Consider the following 22,558-nt stretch of genomic DNA (forward strand, 5'->3'; position numbering starts at 1 on the left):
CGCATCGCCTGGTCGGCCAGCTACAAGGCCTGGGGGGAAGCCAGGCAGGCGATCAGCGAGGCGGGACGCAAGGCGGGGTTCAGGAATCCGATCCGGTTCCAGGGGCAGTACTTTGACGACGAGACGGGGCTGCACTACAACCGGTATCGATACTACGATCCCGTGGGTGGGCGATTTATATCCAATGATCCGATTGGATTGCTTGGCGGGATCCACCTTCAGCAATATGCTCCAAATCCCACTGAATGGATTGACCCGCTTGGATTAAATCGTACAAGCGGCGCAGGCCGAAAACGGGAGTCATCAAAGCCCAATCAAAACCCCAAATGCTCCGAATGCAGAAGACCGTGGGAAGTAAATCGCTACGACAGACTTTGCGATGGTCATGTCCCCGGTGTTGGCAGAGTGAAATATTTCCATGATCCCAAAACCAGGCAGTGGTGGTCGCCGGATCAAACAGGACATGGTGGAAGTGCCTGGAAAGTTTACAACAGTGATGGTTCTTGGAGAGCTGATGCGGACCGGTATGGCGACTTTATGAGCAAACATAAGAGTGAAACCGGAAAGAACGTTGACCTCAAAAATATGAAGTGCAAGGATGTTCAATGATTGAGTCTGCAGAAGAATTCGCAAGACTGAGATTAAGCTCTATAAAAGAAGAATATGACCGCGCCGCTCACGAAGAGGCACCAGTTGAGGTTTGGATTGATGTAATAGAAAATTACCCTGAACTCAGGCAATGGGTTGCACACAATAAAACCATTCCTCTTGAAATACTCGAATGCTTGGTCAAAAATCATCCCGAAGTAAATTCATTTGTGGCAGACAAAAGAAAGTTATCTCCGGAGTTGTTTGACATATTGTCTAGAGATGAAAATTATCTTGTTCGCGAAAGAATTGCAATTAATGCAAAAACCCCCATCCACATACTAGAGAGGCTTTCAAAGGATTTTGCAGAAGATGTAGCACAAGCAGCACGCTACAATTTAAAAAATAAAAAATAGTTTCGAATTTAAATCTGAATGTAATACTACGGCGCGCTCTGGTCAAAACAATGTCACGTTCGGCGTGGAACGAACGGCTGGCGAAGGGGACCGCAGTACGGGAAGATGTCCCGTCACCGCGTCACGCGTCACGGTTCGAGGGAATATTTTCAGCGCGATTTACACAGCTTACCCTCAATTATGAATTCATTAAACCTCAATTATCTACGCGGTCTCTATGATTTCTTAATTGGCAAAAATGACGAGGAGCTAGAGGATTTTGATATAAATTCCATCGCCAACCAGAAGAAGCTTTTTGAAGAGATGAGACGCAGTTTTTTGACTTTTGGTCCAACCTCAAAAAAGAATATCATCAGCGGACTAAATTATATTTAGGTGAATTTTTCCGATGATGATTTATGGAGAAGCGCCATCCCCCACGATCTTCCTCTTAATCGCGTGGCAGACAGGCAAAGTTATTTGAAGGGAATTCTCTTTGCATTAACGGACGCCTCTCCAAAATTGGTAAATTTGGATGATTTTAATTTGATTGACGAAATCGGGCCGTGCGGTTTGGATTATTCGAAATAGTCTGGGCACCGTTCCCCTCTTCGACTGGGACGGCGACACGCTGGCCTTCGAGAGCACGCAGAGCACCGAGGGTCAGCAGGAACAGGCATGGCGCGGCGACCGCGTGCACTACCTCCACGCGCCCCGACCCCAAGGAGAGAAGGGTAGAGCGCGCGACGGCACCGCCCATGCGCTGCAGATAATCGAAACATGATCGCGCTCGACTGCTACTACAGCCTCTCCTCCCCCTGGGCCTACCTCGGCGGCCCGCAACTGCAGGACATCGTGCGCCGCCACCACGTGCGGCTCACGCTCAAGCCGTACGACTTCCAGGCCGTGGTGCCTCAGACCGGCGGCATCCCGCTGAAGACCCGGCCGGAGCCGCGCCGCACGTACCACGCGCTCGAGCTGGCGCGCTGGAGCGACTACCTCGGCATGCCGCTGAACCTGGCGCCCGCGCACTATCCCAAGGGCGCGCCGAGCGACCCGAACTGGAACAAGTACCCTGGCTGGATGGTGATTGCCGCGCAGCTGCAGGGGCTCGACGCGCAGCCGCTGTCGCACGCGCTGCTGCGCGCGCTGTGGGCCGAGGAGCGCGACACGTCGCAGGCGGAAGTGCGCATCGCGGTGGCCGACGAGAGCGGCTACGACGGCGCCTCGCTGCAGGCGCTGGAGCAGGCGGCCGAGACGCTGGCAGCCTATCGTGCCAACAGCGCGGCGGCAGTGGAGGCGGGGGTGTTCGGCGCACCGACCTTCATCCTGAACGGCGAGCGCTTCTGGGGGCAGGACCGGCTGGCGTTTCTCGATCGGGCATTGGACAGACTGCGCCAAGCCAGCGGCGGATAATCCGAGGATGCGAATCCGCTTTACCAAGATGCAGGGAGCCGGCAACGATTTCGTCGTGCTGGACGAAACGCGCGGCACGTTGGGCCTCAGCGCCGCGCAGTACCGCTTCCTGGCCGACCGCCACTTCGGCGTCGGCGCCGACCAGATCCTCACCGTGCGGCCCTCGCCCGCGGAAGGCATCGATTTTCAATACGTCATTCACAACGCCGACGGCGGCGAGGTGGAGCAGTGCGGCAATGGCGCGCGCTGCTTCATGCGCTTCGTGAGCGAACACAAGCTGACCAAGAAGACCGAAGTGCGCGTGCAGACGCTGGCCGGCGTCATCGAGCCGCGCATGGGCGCGGACGGCCGCGTGACGGTCGACATGGGCGCCCCCGTCTTCGAGCCCGAACGCATTCCCTTCGACACCGCCGGGCTCGACCCGCAGCATGACGGTGCATGGCAGAAGTGGCATCTTGCGCTGGGTACGCGAGCAGGCAGTGCTATCGTTTCGGTAGCGGTGCTGTCGATGGGCAATCCGCACGCGGTGCAGGTGGTCGACAACGTCGAAACAGCCCCGGTGGCCGAGCAGGGCCCGCAGATCGAGCACCACCCGCGCTTCCCGCAGCGGGTGAACGCGGGCTTCATGCAGGTGGTCGACCGCTCCAACATCAAGCTGCGGGTGTTCGAGCGCGGTGCCGGCGAAACGCTGGCCTGCGGCACGGGCGCCTGCGCGGCGGTGGTGGCGGGCATCCGCCTCGGCCTGCTGGACCGCCGGGTCGACGTGCAGACGCACGGCGGCATCCTCACGATCGAGTGGCAGGGAGAAGGCCAGCCGGTGCTGATGACCGGGCCGGCCACCACGGTCTTCGAAGGCGATATCGAGGTGCCTGAGCTGCCATGACCCCCTTCACGAACAACAACGACGCCAAAAACGCCATGAATCCGATCACCGAAGACGACATCGCGAACTACCTGGCGAACACGCCCGATTTCTTCGAGCGCCATGCCCAGCTGCTGGCGCAGGTGCAGCTCACCAGCCCGCACGGCAACCGCGCCGTGAGCCTGCAGGAGCGCCAGGCCGAGATGCTGCGCGAGAAGATCAAGGCGCTGGAGCACCGCCTGATGGACATGGTGCGCCACGGCACCGAGAACGTGGTCATCGCCGACCGCCTGCAGCGCTGGACCAAGGGCCTGCTGACCACGCGCGATCCGCGCAGCTTGCCGTACAGCATCGCGGTCGACCTGCAGTCGCTGTTCCTGGTGCCGCAGACGGCCATCAAGGTGTGGGACTGCGGCAGCGAATACCTCAACGAGGCCTATGCCCAGTGGGTGAGCGACGACGTGAAGGCGCTGGCCACTTCGCTGACCTCGCCTTACTGCGGGCTCAATTCGGGCTTCGAGGCGGCCAACTGGCTGCCGGAGCCGCAGGCGGCGATGTCGATCGCGCTGATTCCGCTGCGCCCCGACGCCGAATCGCCGGCCTTCGGCCTGCTGGTGCTGGCGTCGCCCGACGCGCAGCGCTTCAACGCCGAGATGGGCACCGACTTTCTCGAGCGTATCGCCGAGCTGGCGTCGGGCGGGCTTTCGCGGCTGCGTCCTTGAAACGCCCGCGCTGGTTGCGGCGGCCCTGGCAGGTCGCGCTGGCCGGCGCGCTGCTGGCCGTGGCGCTGGCGTACGCGGCCATCGGAGCGTTCATCTGGTCGCATGCCGAAGAGCTGCTGGCGCATCCGACGCAGCGGCCGGCCGACGCGGCATTGGTGCTCGGCAGCCGCGCCTATCTCGACGGAAAGCCGCACCCGTGCCTCACCGGTCGGGTCGATACGGCATTGGCGATGGCGCATGCCGGCGTGGTCAGGCAGCTGGTTTTTTCAGGCGGCGTTGATTCGGAAGACGGCCGCACGGAGGCCATGGCGATGCAGGAGCATGCCGTGGAGGCGGGCTTTGCCGGGCCGATGTTGCTGGAGCCGGCGTCGACTTCCACGCGGCTGAATCTTTCGCTGTCGCGTCCGCTGCTGCTGGCGGCCGGCGTGCGCAGCGTGGTGATCGTGTCGGAGCCGTATCACCTGTGGCGGGTCGAGCGGCTCGTGAAGATGAGCGGCTTCGACCAGAGCTTCGACGTGCAGTACGCGGCGGCGCCCACGTCGTGCTGGCGTGCCCTGGGCCCGTTCTCCAAGGGCGCATTGCGCGAGCCGGCGGCCATCATCAACAATGCCGGCCATGGCTACCTCTTCTGAGCCGGTCGCATCCACTCCATCGGACTGGATCGAGAAATACCTGGAGCACGTGCGCGTCGAGCGCCGGCTCGCGGCGCGTACGGTCGAGCTCTACGCCTTTCACCTGCAGGCCCTGCGCGACCACGCAGCCGAGGCCAGGCTGCCGCTGGACCGCGTGCAGACCGCCCACGTCCGACGCTGGATGGCGCAGCTGCACAGCGCCGGGCGCGAGCCGCGCGGCATTGCGCTGGTGCTGTCGTGCTGGCGCAGCTTCTACCGCTGGCTGGGCCACGAAGGCCTGATCGGCTTCAACCCCGTGCAGGATGTGCATGCGCCGAAGGCCGGCAAGCCCTTGCCCAAGGCGCTGGGCGTGGACGACGCGGTGCGCCTCGCCGAGCTGTACGACCCCGATGCCGACCCCTGGACCGAGGCGCGCGACGGCGCCATCGTCGAGGTGCTCTACGGCTGCGGCCTGCGCGTGAGCGAGCTCACGGGGCTCGACGCGCAGGCGAGCGGCACGGCGCGCGGCTGGCTCGATCTCGATGCGGGCGAAGCCAATGTGCTCGGCAAGGGCAGCAAGCGCCGCATCGTGCCGATGGGCAGCAAGGCGGCCGAGGCGGTGCGCGACTGGCTCGCCGTGCGCGCAGACTGCGCCGGACTGGCCACCGCCCGGCTGCGCGACCCGCAGGCCGCGGCCGCGCTCTTCATCAGCGCCAAGGGCCTGCGGATGTCGTCGCAGGCGGTGTGGAAGCTGCTGCGCGAGCGCAGCCTCAAGGCCGGCCTTGCAGCGCCGGTGCATCCGCACATGCTGCGCCATTCGTTTGCGAGCCACGTGCTGCAGTCGAGCAGCGACCTGCGCGCGGTGCAGGAGCTGCTGGGCCACGCCAACATCGCGACCACGCAGGTCTATACACGGCTGGATTTTCAGCACCTGGCCAAGGCCTACGACGCGGCACATCCGCGTGCCAAGGCCAGGCCCGAGAACGACAAGTAAGCAAGCAACGAACAATGAAAACCCTTCGCCTCAAACCCGGCAAAGAGCGCTCGATGCAGCGCCGCCATCCCTGGGTCTTCGAATCCGCCATCGCGCGCGGTGGCGCCGACTCCGGCGAGACGGTGCGCGTGGAGTCGCACGACGGCGCCTTCCTCGCCTGGGCGGCGTTCAGCCCCACGTCCAAGATCCGCGCGCGGGCCTGGAGCTTCGTCGAAACGCAGCGCATCGACGCCGCGTTCTTCGCCTCGGTGTGCGCCCGCGCCGTGACTGCCCGCGGCCTGTTCGATCTGCAGAGCGACGGTGTGCGGCTGGTGCACGGCGAGGCCGATGGCCTGCCGGGGCTGATCGTCGACCGCTACGGCGATACGCTGGTGGCGCAGTTTCTCTCGGCCGGCGTCGAGCGCTGGAAAGATGTTCTGGCCGACGCGCTGCTCAAGGCCACGGGCCTGATGAAGCTCTACGAACGCTCCGACGCCAGCGGCCGCGAGCGCGAAGGCCTGAAGCCGGTCACGGGCTGGCTGCGCGGGGAGGGCGCCACCGAAATCACGATCCGCGAGCACGGCTGGAAGCTCTCGCTCGACATCGCGACCGGCCACAAGACCGGCTTCTACCTCGACCAGCGCGACAGCCGCCAGCGCTTTGCCGAGCTGGCGCAGCATCGGCGCTTCCGGCGCGTGCTGAACTGCTTCTGCTACACGGGCGGGTTCACCGTCGCGGCGCTGGCGGGGCTGAAGGCCGCGGGCGCGCTCGAAGGCGCGGAGCTGGTGTCGGTCGATTCATCGCAACCCGCGCTCGAACGCGCACGCGGCCATCTCGCGCTCAACGGCTTCGAAGGCCAGGGCATCCAGGCGGAGTTTCTCGACGCCAACGTCAACACCGTGCTGCGGGAGTTCATCGACCAGGGGCGCACCTTCGACGCCATCGTGCTCGACCCGCCGAAGTTCGCGCCCACGGTGGCGCATGCCGAGCGCGCCGCGCGGGCCTACAAGGACATCAATCGCCTGGCGCTCAAGCTGCTGGAGCCGGGCGGCGTTCTGTTGACGTTCTCGTGCTCGGGCGGCATCAGCGCCGACCTGTTCCACAAGATCGTGGCCTCCGCGGGGCTCGATGCAGGCGTGGACGGCTATATCGCCGAGCGCCTGGGCGCAGCGCCAGACCATCCGATGACCATCGAATTCCCGGAAGGGGAGTACCTGAAGGGCCTTGTGGTGGTCCGAAAGCCAGCCTGAAACCGGCTTGACCCTGCCACCAACGCAACTCAGTGGCATTGGCTAAACTGCCGGCCACGCCTTTTTCGCCCCCTTTTTCCTGTTTTTCCGCTTCCGGAGCACTCCCTTCATGGCCCTCATTCCCGCGACCATCCTCACCGGCTTTCTCGGCTCGGGCAAGACCACGCTGCTCAAACGCATCCTGACCGAAGCCCACGGCCAGAAGATCGCGGTCATCGAGAACGAGTTCGGCGAAGAGAACATCGACAGCGACATCCTCGTGACCGAGTCGAAGGAGCAGATCGTGCAGATGAGCAACGGCTGCGTCTGCTGCACCATCCGCGAAGACCTGCGCGAGGCGCTGCAGCTGCTGGCCGCCAAGAAGCGCCAGGGCCTGCTGGATTTCGACCGCGTGGTGATCGAGACCACCGGCCTGGCCGATCCCGGCCCGGTGGCGCAGACCTTCTTCATGGACGACGAGATCGCCGAGAGCTACCTGCTCGACTCCATCCTCACGCTGGTCGATGCCAAGCATGCGCCGCAGCAGCTCAACGACCGCCAGGAAGCGCGCCGCCAGGTGGGCTTTGCCGACCAGATCTTCATCAGCAAGAGCGAGCTGGTGTCGGCCGAGGAGACCGATGCGCTCATTCATCGCCTGAAGCACATGAACCCGCGCGCGCCGCAGCAGAAGGCGCACTTCGGCGATGTGCCGCTGAAGGACATCTTCGACCTGCGCGGCTTCAACCTGAACGCCAAGCTGGACATCGACCCCGACTTCCTCAAGGAAGAAGACGATCACCACGATCATGACCACGCGCATGGCGAGGCATGCGACCACCCCTCGCACAAGCACGAAGGCGGCCACGGCCACCATCACCACACGGACGACGACGTCAAGAGCTTCGTCTACAAGGCCGACCGGCCGTTCGACCCGGCCAAACTCGAAGACTTCCTGGGTGCGATCGTCAACATTTACGGCCCGCGCATGCTGCGCTACAAAGGCGTGCTGAACATGAAGGGCACCGAGCGCAAGGTGATCTTCCAGGGCGTGCACCAGCTGATGGGCAGCGACCTGGGCCCCGAGTGGGGCAAGGACGAGGCCCGCCAGAGCCGCATGGTGTTCATCGGCATCGAGCTGCCGCGCGAGATCCTGGAACAGGGTCTAGAGCAGTGCCTGGTCTGAGGCCCTGACTTGCTCCTTCCCCCGCTGGGGGAAGGTTGGGATGGGGGCAGGCCTTCGATCGGGCTCTGCGCTTTTTTCGGAGGCCGTCGTGCCCCCACCCCGGCCCTCCCCCAGAGGGGAGGGAGAAACACCGCGGCTTACTTGCCCGCGCTGCCCATGCCGCCCAGCGGCTTGCCGTTGACCTTCAGGCTGCCGTCGCTGAACTCGACCTGGCCGGTCACGTCGTCGCCGTCGCGCTTCACGAAGCCCATGGCCTCGCCTTGCTCGACCAGGCCGGCCACCATTTCGGGCGGGGGCGTCTGGCCGCTCTCGGCGCCGGTTTCGGCCAGCTTCTCCAGCCACTTCATGGGCAGGCGCGCATGGGCCTTGAGTGCGCCGCGCTTCATCATCAGCGCGGTGCCCGGCAGTTGCAGGTCTTCGTCCGTCACGCCGGCCATGCTGACCGTGTAGCCGAGTTCGCCGCGCTTGCCGTCGATCTCGACCAGCATCCTGTCGAGGCCGGCCTCGGGGGCGTACTTGGCCATGGCCTTGAGGTCGGGCGCGAGCTGCTCGGCCAGCGCCTGCATCGCTGCCTGGGAGGCCTTGCTGCCGCCCTTGCCGCAGCCGTTGACGGCACCGGACTGCATCCAGGCGTCGGCCAGCTTCTTGTAGCCGGCGGCATGGATGCGGCGCGCGCTGCTGGTCAGCTCGAACTTGTCGATCTTGGTTTCGCCGATCTTGCCGGCGCCCTTGAGCGTGCCGCTCGACGTGTAGAGGCCGTCCTTGATGCTCGCGTCGGCCAGCAGGTCGATGCCCTGGAGCACGACGGTCGGCAGCGCCTTCGGTGTTTCGGCCGCAGCCGCGCCGTCAGCGGCTGCCTTCTTCTTGATGGCGAATTCGAGGGTGTCGAGCCGGCCTTCGCTCTTGCCGGTGGCAAGGAACCAGCCGGCGCTGCTGTCCATGTCGGCCTTGGCGGTGAGCTTGCCCATCTTCATGGTGATGCCGCTGCGCGCGTCGCTGAAGTCCAGGCCGGGCACGGTGAGGTCGTAGCGCGCCTGGGTGCGTGCTGCGTTCACTTCCACGCGGGCCTGCGCGCCTTGCCAGTCGAGCCGGCCCTTGCCTTCCTCGGCCAGCTTGACGGGCGCGACGGTCAGGTCGGTCGTGACGGCGCCGCTGAAGCCGACCTTGGTGTGCGCGGTCAGGGGCTTTGTCTTGCCGAAGAACTTCTCGACATCGGCCTGCACCTTGGCGTCGAGCACCAGCTCGCTGTCGATGGTGGCCGCCGCCAGCATGCCGCCGGCCAGCGGGCCGTGGTGGATGGTGTCGCGGATGGTGAGGCGCAACTGCTTCGGCGGCTTGATGCCGGCGTCCTCCTCGTCGTCTTCCTCCGCTTCGTCGCCCTCGGCGGGCTTGCTGGCGACGGCCGCGGCGGCATCGGGCGCGCAGCCGATTTCCAGCGTCACGGTGCTGACGGCGCCGAGGAAGCCGCGTTCGTACTTGCGCTCGGCCACGCGCACCAGCGCGGTCTGCTTCGGCAGCTCGTCGAATGCGGTGTCGTAACGCGACTTGATCTGCGAACCGGCCCACCAGGTGCTGCCGCCGTAGGCGACGGCGATGGCCGCGGCCAGGACTCCCAAAACTGCTTTCTTGTTCAAGGCTTGCTTTCTTTTTGCGAATGATCGGATAAGCCCTGCCGCCATATGGGCAAAGGCTCGGGCCCCGCGCTGCCCCCTCAGGCAGCGCGGGGCGATGCTAACGGAGTTGGCCGGCACGCCAGGACATCGCCCACGCCTGTGAGTTCTCTATACAATCGCGCGCCTGTTCCGGCAGCCATGTCCAGTTCCCATGGGCAAGATGTGACTTCCGGCACGGGGCGCCATACGTTACTGGGGGGCTTTCGGGGGTATAACCCCGGGGTTCGCCACTGGCGAGCACCCCGACAACGGGGAGCCTGCGTGGCCTGAAAGCTGCAAGGGGCTCCCATGGGAGGAGACACCCAGTGAAAGCGCGTTCCAGTTCGTCCAAGGAGCCAGTCACCGTGAAGAAACCCGCCGCCAAGGCCACGCCAGCACCCAAGCCCGCCGCAAAGAAGGCGCCGGCTGCGAAGCAGGCTGTACCTGCGGCCAAGAAGGTTTCTGCCACCGCACATGGCCCTGTCGCGAAGGAGAAAAGCGCGCCGTCCAAAAAGCCCGCAGCACCACCGGCCAAGGCCGTGACCGCTGCGACCAAGAAGTCCGCCAAGCCTGCAACTGCCGCCACCAGGACCGCAGGCGCGGGCTCATCGTCATCCAAACCCGTCGGCCGCCCTGCTGCCGCTCCTTCTGCTCCCTCGATCCCCATGAAAAAAACGGCTGCCGCCTCCACTTCCGCCCCGGCGACACCCTCGATGCCCGCTCAAACCGCCACGCCCGCACCCGCCGCGCGTGGTGGCCGTGTGTCCCGGCTGTCGCAACTGACCGTGCCCTCGATGCCGCAATCCGTGGCATCGACCGCCGCCAAGTCCAGCTTCTCGCAGGCGCCTTCCAACGCGCTGGTGCCGCCACCGCCACTGGCCGTGAAGAAAGACCCGAAGCTGGCCAACAACTGGAAGACCAAGACGCCCGCCGAGCTGAGCGATGCCGAAGTCATCGCCATGCCCGACGACGAGTACATGAACGAAAAGCAGATGGCGTTCTTCCGCCTGAAGCTCGAAGAACTCAAGCGCGGCATCCTCGAGAACGCCGGCGAGACCACCGAGCACCTGCGTGAAGACACGGTGGTCGTGCCCGACCCGGCCGACCGCGCCACCATCGAGGAAGAACACGCCCTCGAGCTGCGCACGCGCGACCGCGAACGCAAGCTGCTGAAGAAGATCGAGCAGTCGATCCAGCGCATCGACGCCGGCGACTACGGCTACTGCGACGAAACCGGCGAGCCCATCGGCGTAGGCCGCCTGCTGGCCCGCCCGACCGCGACGCTGTCGCTCGAAGCGCAGCAGCGCCGCGAGCTCAAGCAGAAGATGTTCGGGGATTGACACAGGGTCAAGGTAGATAGAAACCAGCGTCTTCGATAGCCTTCGCCGAATGCCAAAGGAAGAATCGGGCCGCCTTTTTTCAAAGGTGGCCAAGTTTGTCCGCAATCCCCTGAAGGATTGGTCGGAGCTGGATGCCCCTGCCGCCGCCTCGACCTCGGACTCCTCGCTGCCCGCCCAGACCTACAGCCGCGAGATGCTGAAGGAGATGATCGAGCGGCGCCAGCGCAACGATTTCGTGCGCCGGCGCGAGTTCGACATGCTGCGCAAGCTGCGCCAGCGCGAAGCTGCGGCCCATGCCTTCGAGGCGACGGTCACGCCGTCCTCGTTCAACCTCAACAGTTCCTCCGAGGGATCGGACGGACGCGCACTCACGCTCAAGAAGATCGACGAGATCGAGCAGCAGATGTCGCAGCAGTGGTGGAAGGGGCGGGGCCCGAACGGCGAAACGCTGGTCAACCCGCCGCCCGACGCCGGGGCCGAGACGCTGCCGCCGGTGCATACCGACGAACTGCTGGCCGAGCCTGCCGGACACTTGCCTGTCCCCGCGGCCGCTGAAGCCAGCAGCAGCCCGGCCGCGGCTGCCGGCGACGTGCCGCTGATGTCGTCTCGCCTCGCGCACGACGGCGCGCTGGAAGAAGCGGTGATCCGCTTCGCGCACGGCGACGACACCGGTGCCGAAGCCATCCTCCTGCAGGCCCTGGCCTCCGAGAGCGCGCCGGCCACCGAGGACGGCCACGACAACCCCGCCGCCGAACGCGACGACGGCCGCTGGCGCGCCCTGTTCGATTTGTACCGCGCAACGGGCGATGCCGCGAAGTTCGCGGCCGCCCGCATGCGCTACGCGCAACGCATGCGGCGCATGGGCCCTGACTGGGTGTCGCTCGAAGAGCTGGCCCGCAGCGTCAAGGCCGTGACCGCCAGCGAAGAGGCCGCCGAGGCGGCTGCCGAAGGCGGCGCCGCCCATGCCGATTGGACTTGCCCCGCGCGCCTGGCGCGCGAAGGCCTCATGGAGCTCACCCGTGCGCTCTCGAAGGCGGGCGCGGTGTGGACGCTCGACTGGCGCGGGCTGCACGCCATCGAGCCCGAGGCGGCCGCGCCGTTGCGCGTGCTGTTCGCCCACTGGGCCGGTTCGCCGGTCCAGCTGCGCTTCATGGGCACGGCGCAACTGCTGGCCGTGTTGTCCGAGGCTGCGCCCAACAACGAGCGCGGCACCGACGACGTCTGGTGGCAACTGCACCTCGCGGCGCTGCGCATGATGCATCTGCCCGACGACTTCGAGCTGGTCGCGCTCAACTACTGCATCACCTACGAGGTGTCGCCGCCCGCCTGGCAGGACCCGTGCGGCGAGTGCACCACGCTGGCCGCGCCGCCCGCAAGTCGGTCCAACTCGGTCTGGTCGCTGCTGTCGGTCGGCGGTGATTCCGAGAGCTTCCCGTCCACCGACAGCGGTTTTGCCGCGCTGGCGGGCGACCTGCGGGGAGAGTCGCTGTCGAACTGGCAGCGGCTGGACAACGACCTGCGCCACACCACGGCGCCCGTCATATCCTGCGCGGCGCTGCTGCGCATGGACCTGGCCGCCGCCGGCACGCTGCTGAGCTGGGTGCGTGCGCGCGATGCCAACGGCGAGCGCGTGCAGTTCGTCGACGCGCATCGGCTCATCGCCGCGCTGTTCAATCTGGTAGGCATTGCCGATCACGCCACGGTGGCGGTTAGAAAAAACTAAACCGGTACCGCTTCTCGGCGGTTGCATTGCCGCCGCACACCCCCAGATGGCTGCGATGGAACAGTTTCACGGCACCACCATCGTGAGCGTGCGCCGCAAGACCCCCCAAGGCGACCAGGTCGCCATCGGCGGGGACGGGCAGGTCACTCTCGGCAACATCGTCATCAAGGGCACGGCGCGCAAGGTGCGGCGGCTCTATCACGGCAAGGTGCTCGCCGGCTTCGCCGGCGCCACGGCCGATGCCTTCACGCTCTTCGAGCGTTTCGAGGCCAAGCTCGAAAAGCACCAGGGGCACCTGACCCGGGCGGCCGTCGAGCTCACCAAGGACTGGCGCACCGACCGCGTGCTGCGCAAGCTCGAAGCCATGCTCGCCGTGGCCGACGCGACCACCTCGCTCATCATCACCGGCAATGGCGACGTGCTGGAGCCCGAGGACGGCGTGATCGCCATCGGTTCGGGCGGCGCGTATGCCCAGTCGGCGGCCAAGGCACTGATCGAGAACACCGAGCTCTCGGCCGAGCAGATCGTGCGCAAATCGCTGGCGATCGCCGGAGAAATCTGCATTTACACGAACATGAATCACACGGTGGAAGCGCTCTGACCATGTCCATGACCCCCCAGGAAATCGTCTCCGAGCTCGACAACCACATCGTCGGCCAGCCGGCCGCCAAGCGCGCGGTGGCCATCGCCCTGCGCAACCGCTGGCGCCGCCAGCAGGTCGACGACAAGCTGCGCCACGAGATCACGCCGAAGAACATCCTCATGATCGGCCCCACGGGTGTGGGCAAGACCGAAATTGCCCGCCGCCTCGCTCGCCTGGCCGACGCGCCCTTCATCAAGGTCGAGGCCACCAAGTTCACCGAGGTGGGTTACGTCGGCAAGGACGTCGATTCGATCGTCCGCGACCTCGCCGAGATCGCGGTCAAGCAGACGCGCGAATCCGAGAGCATCAAGGTGCGCGCGCGTGCCGAAGACGCCGCCGAAGAACGCATCCTCGATGTGCTGCTGCCCCCGGCGCGCGGCGCCGACGGCGCAACGCCTGCGCTGGACGGCCCCAGTCCCACGCGCCAGGCGTTCCGCAAGAAGCTGCGCGAGCATCAGCTCGACGACAAGGAAATCGAACTCGACCTCGCCGAGGCCCGCGCCCCGCTCGAAATCATGGGCCCGGCCGGCATGGAGGAAATGACCGAGCAGCTGCGCGGCATGTTCGGCCAGCTCGGCGGCGGCAAGCGCAAGACGCGCAAGCTCAAGATCGCCGAGGCGATGCGCCTGCTGATCGACGAAGAGGCTGCCAAGCTGGTCAACGAGGACGAGATCCGCGCGCAGGCCATCACCAACGCGGAGCAGAACGGCATCGTCTTCATCGACGAGATCGACAAGGTCGCCACCCGCAGCGAAGCCCAGGGTTCCGACGTGTCGCGCCAGGGCGTGCAGCGCGACCTGCTGCCGCTGGTGGAAGGCACGGCCGTGACCACCAAGTACGGGGTGGTGCGCACCGACCACATGCTGTTCATTGCGAGCGGCGCGTTCCACCTGAGCAAGCCGAGCGACCTGATTCCAGAGCTGCAGGGGCGCTTTCCGATCCGCGTCGAGCTGCAGTCGCTCTCCGTGTCGGACTTCGAAAGCATCCTCACGCAGACCCGCGCTTCGCTCGTGAAGCAGTACCAGGCGCTGCTCGCCACAGAGGGCGTGACGCTCGAATTCACGCCCGAGGGCGTGAACCGGCTGGCCGCCATCGCCTTCGAGGTGAACGAGCGCACGGAGAACATCGGCGCGCGCCGCCTGTCGACCGTGATGGAGCGCCTGCTGGATGAGGTAAGCTTCGACGCGACCCGCCTCGAAGGGCAATCGATCCGCATCGATGCCGCCTACGTCGACGAGCGCCTCGCGGCACTAAGTCACGACGAAGACCTTTCGCGCTTCATCCTCTGAAGCCGCTTCTCCTCCCCCTGTAACGGGGGAATCCTTCACGCATCACTTTCACTGCGTGGGCTAAGTACTTCATTCTCAACGAAATTCGCCGATTCCGAGGATTTGGAATCGGCGCTAAGTCGTTGATTCCATTACAAAAAATAGCCCAAACGGCCAGTTGCTTCTGAAGTGTTTCCTGCTACAGTGCAAAAAAGTGCAGTTAAGTGGGAAAAAGTGCGGGTAGTGCCTCTTTCAGGTGCCGCAGCACTCCCAAAACAGGGGTTTCGTGGTCGTGTTTCAAGGCGCTTCATCGCTCAGTCTGGATGCCAAGGGGCGGCTCTCCGTGCCGACCCGGCACCGTGACGTCCTGAGCGCGACGGCAGGCGGCCAGCTCACGATCACCAAGCATCCGCACGGATGCCTGATGGTGTTCCCCCGTCCCGAATGGGAAAAATTCCGCGAGCGCATCGCTGCGCTGCCGATGTCGGCGCAGTGGTGGAAGCGCGTCTTCCTGGGCAACGCCATGGACGTCGAGATGGACGGCACCGGCCGCATCCTGGTGTCGCCCGAACTGCGCGCGGCCACCGGCATCGTGCGCGACACGCTGCTGCTGGGCATGGGCAACCACTTCGAGCTGTGGGACAAGGCCACCTACGAGGCCAAGGAGGCCGAGGCCACCCAGGGCGAGATGCCGGATGTGTTTCAGGACTTCGCGTTCTGAGGGCTCACGTGAACACCGCATGGACCCATACGACCGTCTTGCTGAACGAGGCGGTGGAAGCCGTTCTTTCCGGCAGCACGGCGGCAACCGGCACCTACGTGGACGCCACTTTCGGTCGGGGAGGGCATGCGCGTGCAATTCTCTCCAGGCTGGCGCCGGAGGGCAGGCTGATCGCATTCGACAAGGATGCAGAAGCAGTGGCCGAAGCAGCGCGCATCTCCGATGCGCGTTTTTCCATCCGCCATCAGGGATTCCGCTCGCTGGGCGAATTGCCCGATGCGAGCGTCGACGGCTTGCTGATGGACCTGGGCGTGAGTTCGCCGCAGATCGACAACCCGGTGCGCGGTTTCAGTTTTCGTTTCGACGGTCCGCTCGACATGCGCATGGACACCACGCGCGGCGAGAGCGTGGCCGAATGGCTGGCAACGGCCGAACTTCCACAAATTGCAGAGGTGATCCGTGACTATGGCGAAGAACGGTTTGCTGTTCAGATTGCAAAGGCGATTGTTGCTCGCAGACAAGAACGGGGCGCAATTTCAACCACCACCGAACTGGCCGAGCTCGTGGCTGGCACGGTCAAAACCCGCGAGCAGGGCCAGAACCCTGCAACGCGCACATTTCAGGCTTTTCGGATTTTCATCAACGCCGAGCTTGAAGAGCTGCAACAGGCGCTAGAGGCCAGCCTGTCCGTGCTCAAGCCCCACGGGCGGCTCGCGGTGATCAGCTTCCATTCGCTGGAAGACCGCATCGTGAAGCAGTTCATCGCCAAGCACTCGAAGGAGGTCTACGACCGCCGTGCGCCGTTTGCCGCCCCGAAGGTCATGAAACTGCGCGCCCTGGAGCGCATCAAGCCCTCCGACGCCGAGGTAAGAGGCAATCCGCGCTCGCGCAGCGCCATTCTTCGCGTCGCCGAACGCACCGAGGCGCCCTGACATGGCGCGCATCAACCTGCTCCTGCTGATGGCCGTCATTGCGACGGCGCTGTACCTCGTGCATACGCAGTACCTCTCGCGCCAGCTCTATACCGAGCTCGATCGCGTGCAGCAGGATGCCCGCCGCCTGGAAACCGACCGCGACCGCCTGCAGGTCGAGAAGCGCGCGCAGGCCACGCCGCTGCGCGTCGAGAAGCTCGCCAAGGAGCAACTGCAGATGCGCACCACCTCGCCGGCGATCACGCAGTACGTGCGTCCCGACGGCACGGTGATCCCGGCCGTTGCGCCCGTGGCGCCCGCACCCGCCCCACCCAAGCCGGCCACGAAGCCGGCCACCGCAGCGAGGGCCGCACGATGAGCCGGGGCAACCGCAGCGTGCGCTACACCACCAGCCCCTTGCTCGCGAGCAAGACGCCGGTGTGGCGCAGCAAGTTCATCGTTGCGGGCATCGCGCTCGGCTTTGTCATGCTGGCGGGCCGGGCGGCCTACGTGCAGGTGCTCAACAACAGCTTCTTCCAGCGGCAGGGCGAAGTGCGCTTCGCGCGCACGCTCGAACTGCCGGCCAACCGCGGCCGCATCCTCGACCGCAACGGGCTCATCCTCGCCTCCAGCGTGGTGGCGCCGAGCATCTGGGCCATTCCGGAGGACATCGAGCGCGATGACCCCGAGGTGCGCGCCAAGCTCAAGCAGGTCGCCAAGCTGCTCGAGATGCCGCAGAAGGACTTCGACAAGAAGCTCGAGGACGAGGACAAGACCTTCGTCTGGATCAAGCGCCAGGTCGACGAGCCCGTCGCCAAGCAGATCGCGGCCCTGAACCTCAAGGGCATCTACCAGCGCAAGGAATACAAGCGCCAGTACCCCGAGGGCGAGGCCGCTGCGCACGTGGTGGGCTTTACCAACGTGGAAGACAACGGCCAGGAGGGCATCGAGCTCGCGTTCAACAAGGAGCTGGCCGGCAAGGCCGGTTCGCGCCGCGTCATCAAGGACCGCCTCGGCCGCGTGGTCGAGGGCGTGGGCGAGACCGTGCCACCGCTCGACGGCAAGGACATCCAGCTCAGCGTCGACAGCAAGGTGCAGTTCTTCGCCTACCAGAAGCTGCGCGACGCCGTGACCGCGCGCAAGGCCAAGGCCGGCAGCGTGGTGGTGCTCGATTCCGTCACCGGCGAAGTGCTGGCGCTGGCCAACTACCCGAGCTACGTGCCGGACAAGCGCCAGAACCTGACCGGCGAGCAGCTGCGCAACCGCGCGCTCACCGACACCTTCGAGCCCGGTTCGACCATGAAGCCGATCACGGTGGGCATGGCGCTGGAAGCCGGCCGAGTGAAGCCCTCGACGCTGATCGAAACCAGCCCCGGCCGCTTCCAGCTCGGCGGCTTCACGATCAGCGACACCCACAACTACGGCACGCTGACGGTGGAAGGCGTGATCCAGAAGTCGAGCAACGTCGGTGCGCTCAAGATCGCCCAGAAGATGACCCCGCACGAGATGTGGGACACCTACACCGCGCTCGGCTACGGCCAGAAGCCGCAGATCCAGTTCCCCGGCGCCGTCACGGGCCGGCTGCGCCCGTGGAAGACCTGGAAGCCGGTCGAGCAGGCCACCATGGCCTACGGCTACGGCCTGTCGGCGTCGCTGTTCCAGATGGCGCATTCGTACACCTCGTTCGCACACGACGGCTCCATCATTCCGGTGACCATCCTGAAGAATTCAGAGGCGCCGGTCGGCGTGCGCGTGTTCTCGCCGTCGAATGCGCTGGCGGTGCGCAAGATGCTGCAAATGGCCGCCGGCCCCGGCGGCACCGGCACGCGCGCGCAGACGGTCGGCTATTCCGTCGGCGGCAAGTCGGGCACGGCCCACAAGCAGGTCGGCAAGGGCTACGCGAGCAACAAGTACCGGGCCTGGTTCACCGGCATGGCGCCTATTGAGAAGCCCCGCATCATCGTCGCCGTGATGATCGACGAGCCGAGCGACGGCCAGTATTTCGGCGGCGTCGCCGCGGCCCCCGTGTTCAGCGAAGTCGTGCAGCAGACCCTGCGCATGATGAACGTACCGCCCGATCTGGCGGTCAAACCGCTTGTGATGACGCAGGGCGTCGACGAGAGTTTCTGAACATGCTGACCTTCACTTCTCCCCAACTGGCCGCGGCCTGGCTCAAGGAGCGTGCATCGCAGGCCGCGATGCATGCCGACAGCCGTGCCGTGGGTGCGGGCGACGTCTTCGTCGCCTGGCCCGGCGCCGCGACCGACGGGCGCAAGCACGTGGCGGCCGCGCTGGCGCAGGGCGCGGCGATCTGCCTGGTGGAGCACGAGGGCGTGGAGGCCTTCGGCTTCGAGGGCGACGAGCGCATCGTGAGCTACCCCGGTTTGAAGGCCGCCACCGGCCCGATCGCCTCGGCCTTCTACGACAACCCTTCGGCCCTGCTCGACGTGCTGGCCGTGACCGGCACCAACGGCAAGACTTCCACCGCATGGTGGCTGGCCGAATCGCTTTCCACGCTGAGCGCGGCGGGTGGCGTGCGCGCGATGAACCCCGACGGCACCGTGCAGCGCGATGCGCCGTCGCCCTGCGCGGTGATGGGCACGCTGGGCATCGGCGTGCCGCCCGAGCTGACCTACACCGGCCTGACCACGCCCGACCCGGTGATGCTGCAGCGCGAGCTGCGTTCGCTGGTCGAGCGCGGCTTCGGCGCCTGCGCCATCGAGGCCTCGTCCATCGGCATCGCCGAACGCCGGCTCGACGGTGCGCAGATCGCGGTGGCCGTGTTCACCAACTTCACGCAGGACCACCTCGACTACCACGGCAGCATGGATGCCTACTGGCAGGCCAAGGCCGAGCTGTTCCGCTGGCCCGGCCTGCGCGCAGCGGTGATCAACATCGACGACACGCACGGCGCCAGCCTGTGCGCGAACCTGATCGACGCCGGTATCGGCGCGCTCGACGTCTGGACCGTCTCGGCCGGCGGCAAGCCGGCCCGCCTCATGGCGCGCGACATCGGCTACGACGCGCAGGGCCTGGAGTTCTCGGTGGCCGAGCACGGCACCACCGCGGTGGAACGGCTGTCGACCGGCCTCATCGGCCAGTACAACGTGGCCAACCTGCTCGGCGTGCTCGGCACCCTGCGCGCGCTCGGCCTCACGCTGGCCCAGGCCGTGGCCGCCTGTGCCAGCCTCACGAGCGTGCCGGGCCGCATGGACCGCGCGGGAACCGGCGAAGGTGCACCGCTGGCGGTGGTCGACTACGCCCACACACCCGACGCGCTCGACAAGGCCCTGATCGGCCTGCGCCCGCTGGCCAGGCAGCGCGGCGGTGCGCTCTGGTGCCTGTTCGGCTGCGGCGGCGACCGCGACCCGATCAAGCGCCCGATGATGGCCGCGGTCGCCGAACGCCAGGCCGACCGCGTGATCGTCACCAGCGACAACCCGCGCAGCGAGAAGCCCGACGCGATCATCAGCCAGGTGCTGCGCGGCTTCTCGCGTCCCGAGGCTGCGCAGGTGCAGCCCGACCGCGCCATCGCCATCGCCGACGCGATCGCGCAGGCCGCGCCGCGGGACGTCGTGCTGATCGCCGGCAAGGGCCACGAGGCCTGGCAGGAAATTGCCGGCCAGCGCATCGACTTTTCGGACAAGGCCCACGTGCTGCAGGCGCTGGCGAAGCGGAGTGCCGCGGCATGACCGACACGACGCCGCTCAATATCACGCTGGCCCAGGTGCAGCAATGGATTCCGGGTTCGCGCCTCGTGGGTGACGCCTCGACCGTCATCGCGCGCGTGCACACCGACACGCGCACGCTTGCGCAGGGCGACCTGTTCGTCGCGCTCAAGGGCGAGCGCTTCGACGCCAACGACTTCCTCTCCGATGCGAAGAAGCAGGGCGCCGTGGCCGCCATTGCGCACCGCGGCCTGGAAGCCGTCGGCCTCGCCGGCCTCGAGGTGCCCGACACGCTGGCCGCGCTGGGCGCCCTCGGCGCGGGCTGGCGCGCGCAGTTCGAGCTGCCGCTGATCGCCGTGACCGGCAGCAACGGCAAGACCACGGTCACGCAGATGATCGCGGCCGTGCTGTTCGCCGCGCGCGGGGAACGTGCCTTGGCCACGGCCGGCAACTTCAACAACGAGATCGGCGTGCCGCTCACGCTGCTGCGCCTGCGCGCGCAGCACCAGCTCGCGGTGCTCGAACTGGGCATGAACCATCCGGGCGAGATCGCGCGGCTGGCCGCCATTTCGCGCCCGACCATCGCGCTCGTCAACAACGCGCAGCGCGAGCACCAGGAATTCATGGCCACCGTCGAGGCGGTCGCCGTCGAGAACGGCGCCGTGTTCGCGGTGCTGCCCGACGACGGCACGGCCGTGTTCCCCCATGGCGACCCCTTCACCTCGCTGTGGACCGACATGGCGCATGCCACCGGCGCCCGACGCTGCATGACCTTCGGCGAGTCCGAAGACGCCGACATCTCGCTCGACAGCGCCGAATGGAAGCAGGGCGCCTGGGCCGTGCGCATCCGCACGCCGCTCGGCGCCTTTGACGCGCGCCTGCACATCGCGGGCCGGCACAACGTGGTCAATGCGCTGGCGGCCACCGCCTGCGCGCTCGCGGCCGGCGTGTCGCTCGAGACCATTGCCGAAGGCCTGTCGGCCTTCGAGCCGGTCAAGGGCCGCTCGCGCGCCAGCGAGATCGTGCTGGCCGGCGGCCATGCGCTGACGCTGGTCGACGACAGCTACAACGCGAATCCCGATTCCGTGATCGCAGCCATCGACGTGCTCGCCGCCCTTCCGGGCCCGCGCCTGCTGGTGCTCGGAGACATGGGCGAGGTGGGCGATCGCTCGCCCGAGTTCCATGCCGAAGTCGGCGCGTGGGCGCGCCGGCGCGGCATCGAGTCCGTCTACACGCTGGGCGCGGCGACGATGCACACCGCCACCGCTTTCCAAGAGAGCGGCGAGGGACGCGACGGACGCCATTTCGACGAGTTCGACGCGCTCGGCGCGGCCGTGCTCGCGCGCCTGCCGCAGGTCGGCAGCGTGCTTGTGAAGGGATCGCGCTTCATGAAGATGGAGCGCGTGGTGAAAGCCATCGAGGCACAACAACAAAAGGAGGCCGGTCATGACGCATGAGCCGCGCGAAAAGACATGCTGATGACCCTGGCCCAATGGCTGCAGACGCTCTCGCCCGAGTTCGGGTTCCTGCGCGTCTTCCAGTACCTCACCTTCCGCGCGCTGATGGCCGCGCTGACCGCGCTCGTGGTCGGCCTCGTGGCCGGCCCTTACGTGATCCGCCGCCTTGCCGCACTCAAGATCGGCCAGCCCGTGCGCGGCTACGGCATGGAAACGCACCTGACCAAGAGCGGCACGCCCACCATGGGTGGCGTGCTCGTGCTGTTCGCCATCGCCTTCGCCACGCTGCTGTGGTTCGATATCTCGAACCGCTTCGTGTGGATCGTGCTGTGGGTCACCATGGGCTTCGGTGCCATCGGCTGGGTCGACGACTGGCGCAAGGTGGTGCGCAAGGACCCGGAAGGCATGCGCTCGCGCGAGAAGTACTTCTGGCAGTCATTGGTCGGCCTGCTCGCGGGCTTCTACCTGCTGTTCAGCATCTCCGAAAGCTCCAACTGGCGCGTGCTCGAGCTGTTCTTCGCCTGGGTGCGCTCGGGCTTCGATCTCGACTTTCCGCCCAAGATCAACCTGCTGGTGCCTTTCTTCAAGGAAGTGAGCTACCCGCTCGGCGGCATCGGCTTCGTGATCCTCACGTACCTCGTGATCGTGGGCGCGAGCAATGCGGTGAACCTGACCGACGGCCTCGATGGGCTGGCGATCATGCCGGTGGTGATGGTGGGCTCGGCGCTGGGCGTGTTCGCCTACGTCACGGGCAGCGCGGTGTATTCCAAGTACCTGCTGTTCCCCAACATCCCGGGCTCGGGCGAGCTGCTGGTGTTCTGCTCGGCCATGGCCGGCGCGGGGCTTGCGTTCCTCTGGTTCAACACGCACCCGGCGCAGGTGTTCATGGGCGACGTGGGCGCGCTGGCGCTCGGCGGCGCGCTGGGCACCATCGCGGTCATCGTGCGCCAGGAGATCGTGTTCTTCATCATGGGCGGCATCTTCGTGGTCGAGGCGATCTCGGTGATGGCGCAGGTCATGTACTTCAAGTACACCAAGAAGCGCTTCGGCGAAGGCCGCCGCGTGCTCAAGATGGCGCCGCTGCACCATCACTTCGAGAAGAGCGGCTGGCGCGAGACGCAGGTCGTTGTGCGCTTCTGGATCATCACGATGCTGCTGTGCCTCGTGGGCCTTTCGACGCTGAAGCTGCGGTGACA

The 22,558-nt window shown here is 66.1% G+C and carries 22 protein-coding genes; 21 read left to right on the top strand and 1 reads right to left on the bottom strand.

All coding sequences use genetic code 11. The features are described from left to right. The 10 genes from AC1DFC_RS19690 to AC1DFC_RS19735 form a co-directional block, all read left to right on the top strand. Positions 1-609, top strand: a 609-nt coding sequence (locus AC1DFC_RS19690) for an RHS repeat-associated core domain-containing protein (RefSeq protein ID WP_478179843.1), incomplete at its 5' end; no start/stop codon positions are given. Continuing rightward, positions 606-1,004: a hypothetical protein gene (locus tag AC1DFC_RS19695; RefSeq protein ID WP_478179844.1), complete on the top strand. Its 399-nt coding sequence runs from the start codon at positions 606-608 to the stop codon at positions 1,002-1,004. The genes AC1DFC_RS19690 and AC1DFC_RS19695, both read left to right, overlap by 4 nt. Before the next feature lie 105 nt (positions 1,005-1,109). Beyond that, positions 1,110-1,379, top strand: a complete 270-nt coding sequence (locus AC1DFC_RS19700; RefSeq protein WP_478179845.1) for a hypothetical protein — start codon at positions 1,110-1,112, stop codon at positions 1,377-1,379. Positions 1,380-1,763: 384 nt separating this feature from the next. Further along, complete coding sequence (locus AC1DFC_RS19705) at positions 1,764-2,399, top strand: 2-hydroxychromene-2-carboxylate isomerase (protein WP_007838424.1); 636 nt, start codon at positions 1,764-1,766, stop codon at positions 2,397-2,399. Positions 2,400-2,406: 7 nt separating this feature from the next. Beyond that, positions 2,407-3,282, top strand: a complete 876-nt coding sequence (gene dapF / locus AC1DFC_RS19710; protein ID WP_478179846.1) for a diaminopimelate epimerase — start codon at positions 2,407-2,409, stop codon at positions 3,280-3,282. Next, positions 3,279-3,983 (top strand): DUF484 family protein, encoded by a 705-nt coding sequence (locus AC1DFC_RS19715; RefSeq protein WP_413316006.1) that lies wholly within the window; start codon positions 3,279-3,281, stop codon positions 3,981-3,983. Before dapF ends, AC1DFC_RS19715 begins: the two co-directional genes overlap by 4 nt. Further along, positions 3,980-4,615 carry a YdcF family protein gene (locus tag AC1DFC_RS19720; RefSeq protein WP_413333776.1) on the top strand — a complete coding sequence of 212 codons (636 nt, stop codon included), beginning with the start codon at positions 3,980-3,982 and terminating at the stop codon, positions 4,613-4,615. Before AC1DFC_RS19715 ends, AC1DFC_RS19720 begins: the two co-directional genes overlap by 4 nt. Next, positions 4,599-5,588, top strand: a complete 990-nt coding sequence (locus AC1DFC_RS19725) for a tyrosine recombinase XerC (RefSeq protein WP_478179847.1) — start codon at positions 4,599-4,601, stop codon at positions 5,586-5,588. The genes AC1DFC_RS19720 and AC1DFC_RS19725 overlap by 17 nt, the downstream gene beginning before the upstream one ends. A gap of 14 nt (positions 5,589-5,602) precedes the next feature. Then, positions 5,603-6,817 carry a class I SAM-dependent rRNA methyltransferase gene (locus AC1DFC_RS19730; protein ID WP_478179848.1) on the top strand — a complete coding sequence of 405 codons (1,215 nt, stop codon included), beginning with the start codon at positions 5,603-5,605 and terminating at the stop codon, positions 6,815-6,817. A gap of 109 nt (positions 6,818-6,926) precedes the next feature. Further along, positions 6,927-7,979 (top strand): CobW family GTP-binding protein, encoded by a 1,053-nt coding sequence (locus tag AC1DFC_RS19735; protein WP_007838435.1) that lies wholly within the window; start codon positions 6,927-6,929, stop codon positions 7,977-7,979. Positions 7,980-8,116: 137 nt separating this feature from the next. On the opposite strand, the gene AC1DFC_RS19740 is transcribed toward AC1DFC_RS19735, so the two are convergent. Continuing rightward, a complete protein-coding gene (locus AC1DFC_RS19740; protein WP_478179849.1) occupies positions 8,117-9,613 on the bottom strand; it encodes a YdgA family protein in 1,497 nt (498 codons plus the stop codon). Positions 9,614-10,344: 731 nt separating this feature from the next. Between AC1DFC_RS19740 and dksA the strand changes: the two genes are divergently transcribed. The 11 genes from dksA (at position 10,345) to mraY (ending at position 22,556) form a co-directional block, all read left to right on the top strand. After that, the gene (gene dksA / locus AC1DFC_RS19745; protein ID WP_007832472.1) at positions 10,345-10,971 is read left to right on the top strand and encodes an RNA polymerase-binding protein DksA; all 627 of its coding nucleotides are present in this window, start codon (positions 10,345-10,347) and stop codon (positions 10,969-10,971) included. A 49-nt stretch (positions 10,972-11,020) separates the two neighbouring features. Next, positions 11,021-12,694 (top strand): STAS domain-containing protein, encoded by a 1,674-nt coding sequence (locus AC1DFC_RS19750; protein ID WP_007832471.1) that lies wholly within the window; start codon positions 11,021-11,023, stop codon positions 12,692-12,694. Positions 12,695-12,749: 55 nt separating this feature from the next. Then, on the top strand, positions 12,750-13,295 hold the full coding sequence (hslV, locus tag AC1DFC_RS19755; protein WP_007832466.1) for an ATP-dependent protease subunit HslV: 546 nt from the start codon (positions 12,750-12,752) through the stop codon (positions 13,293-13,295). Between the two features lie 2 nt (positions 13,296-13,297). Next, positions 13,298-14,626 (top strand): ATP-dependent protease ATPase subunit HslU, encoded by a 1,329-nt coding sequence (gene hslU / locus AC1DFC_RS19760; protein WP_007832463.1) that lies wholly within the window; start codon positions 13,298-13,300, stop codon positions 14,624-14,626. 271 nt (positions 14,627-14,897) lie between these two features. Continuing rightward, positions 14,898-15,326, top strand: a complete 429-nt coding sequence (gene mraZ / locus AC1DFC_RS19765) for a division/cell wall cluster transcriptional repressor MraZ (protein WP_012746060.1) — start codon at positions 14,898-14,900, stop codon at positions 15,324-15,326. A gap of 8 nt (positions 15,327-15,334) precedes the next feature. Beyond that, on the top strand, positions 15,335-16,258 hold the full coding sequence (rsmH, locus tag AC1DFC_RS19770; protein WP_007832459.1) for a 16S rRNA (cytosine(1402)-N(4))-methyltransferase RsmH: 924 nt from the start codon (positions 15,335-15,337) through the stop codon (positions 16,256-16,258). Between the two features lies 1 nt (position 16,259). Continuing rightward, positions 16,260-16,616, top strand: coding sequence for a cell division protein FtsL (ftsL, locus tag AC1DFC_RS19775; RefSeq protein WP_007832458.1), 357 nt, complete (start codon positions 16,260-16,262; stop codon positions 16,614-16,616). Then, complete coding sequence (locus AC1DFC_RS19780) at positions 16,613-18,367, top strand: peptidoglycan D,D-transpeptidase FtsI family protein (protein WP_007832457.1); 1,755 nt, start codon at positions 16,613-16,615, stop codon at positions 18,365-18,367. The genes ftsL and AC1DFC_RS19780 overlap by 4 nt, the downstream gene beginning before the upstream one ends. A 2-nt stretch (positions 18,368-18,369) precedes the next feature. Next, positions 18,370-19,929, top strand: coding sequence for a UDP-N-acetylmuramoyl-L-alanyl-D-glutamate--2,6-diaminopimelate ligase (locus tag AC1DFC_RS19785; RefSeq protein ID WP_007832456.1), 1,560 nt, complete (start codon positions 18,370-18,372; stop codon positions 19,927-19,929). Next, positions 19,926-21,362, top strand: coding sequence for a UDP-N-acetylmuramoyl-tripeptide--D-alanyl-D-alanine ligase (locus AC1DFC_RS19790; RefSeq protein ID WP_478179850.1), 1,437 nt, complete (start codon positions 19,926-19,928; stop codon positions 21,360-21,362). The genes AC1DFC_RS19785 and AC1DFC_RS19790 overlap by 4 nt, the downstream gene beginning before the upstream one ends. A 15-nt stretch (positions 21,363-21,377) precedes the next feature. Next, on the top strand, positions 21,378-22,556 hold the full coding sequence (mraY, locus tag AC1DFC_RS19795) for a phospho-N-acetylmuramoyl-pentapeptide-transferase (protein ID WP_007832453.1): 1,179 nt from the start codon (positions 21,378-21,380) through the stop codon (positions 22,554-22,556). Positions 22,557-22,558: the final 2 nt, after the last annotated feature.

The organism is Variovorax sp. 10L421, from assembly GCF_056395365.1.

Excerpts from the sequence above, each read along its gene's own strand:
- AC1DFC_RS19695 (WP_478179844.1), top strand. The coding sequence starts at position 606 with ATGATTGAGTCTGCAGAAGAATTCGCAAGACTGAGATTAAGCTCTATA.
- AC1DFC_RS19700 (WP_478179845.1), top strand. The coding sequence starts at position 1,110 with ATGTCCCGTCACCGCGTCACGCGTCACGGTTCGAGGGAATATTTTCAG.
- AC1DFC_RS19705 (WP_007838424.1), top strand. The coding sequence starts at position 1,764 with ATGATCGCGCTCGACTGCTACTACAGCCTCTCCTCCCCCTGGGCCTAC.
- dapF (WP_478179846.1), top strand. The coding sequence starts at position 2,407 with ATGCGAATCCGCTTTACCAAGATGCAGGGAGCCGGCAACGATTTCGTC.
- AC1DFC_RS19715 (WP_413316006.1), top strand. The coding sequence starts at position 3,279 with ATGACCCCCTTCACGAACAACAACGACGCCAAAAACGCCATGAATCCG.
- AC1DFC_RS19725 (WP_478179847.1), top strand. The coding sequence starts at position 4,599 with ATGGCTACCTCTTCTGAGCCGGTCGCATCCACTCCATCGGACTGGATC.
- AC1DFC_RS19730 (WP_478179848.1), top strand. The coding sequence starts at position 5,603 with ATGAAAACCCTTCGCCTCAAACCCGGCAAAGAGCGCTCGATGCAGCGC.
- AC1DFC_RS19735 (WP_007838435.1), top strand. The coding sequence starts at position 6,927 with ATGGCCCTCATTCCCGCGACCATCCTCACCGGCTTTCTCGGCTCGGGC.
- dksA (WP_007832472.1), top strand. The coding sequence starts at position 10,345 with ATGCCCGCTCAAACCGCCACGCCCGCACCCGCCGCGCGTGGTGGCCGT.
- AC1DFC_RS19750 (WP_007832471.1), top strand. The coding sequence starts at position 11,021 with ATGCCAAAGGAAGAATCGGGCCGCCTTTTTTCAAAGGTGGCCAAGTTT.
- hslV (WP_007832466.1), top strand. The coding sequence starts at position 12,750 with ATGGAACAGTTTCACGGCACCACCATCGTGAGCGTGCGCCGCAAGACC.
- hslU (WP_007832463.1), top strand. The coding sequence starts at position 13,298 with ATGTCCATGACCCCCCAGGAAATCGTCTCCGAGCTCGACAACCACATC.
- ftsL (WP_007832458.1), top strand. The coding sequence starts at position 16,260 with ATGGCGCGCATCAACCTGCTCCTGCTGATGGCCGTCATTGCGACGGCG.
- AC1DFC_RS19780 (WP_007832457.1), top strand. The coding sequence starts at position 16,613 with ATGAGCCGGGGCAACCGCAGCGTGCGCTACACCACCAGCCCCTTGCTC.
- AC1DFC_RS19785 (WP_007832456.1), top strand. The coding sequence starts at position 18,370 with ATGCTGACCTTCACTTCTCCCCAACTGGCCGCGGCCTGGCTCAAGGAG.
- AC1DFC_RS19790 (WP_478179850.1), top strand. The coding sequence starts at position 19,926 with ATGACCGACACGACGCCGCTCAATATCACGCTGGCCCAGGTGCAGCAA.
- mraY (WP_007832453.1), top strand. The coding sequence starts at position 21,378 with ATGCTGATGACCCTGGCCCAATGGCTGCAGACGCTCTCGCCCGAGTTC.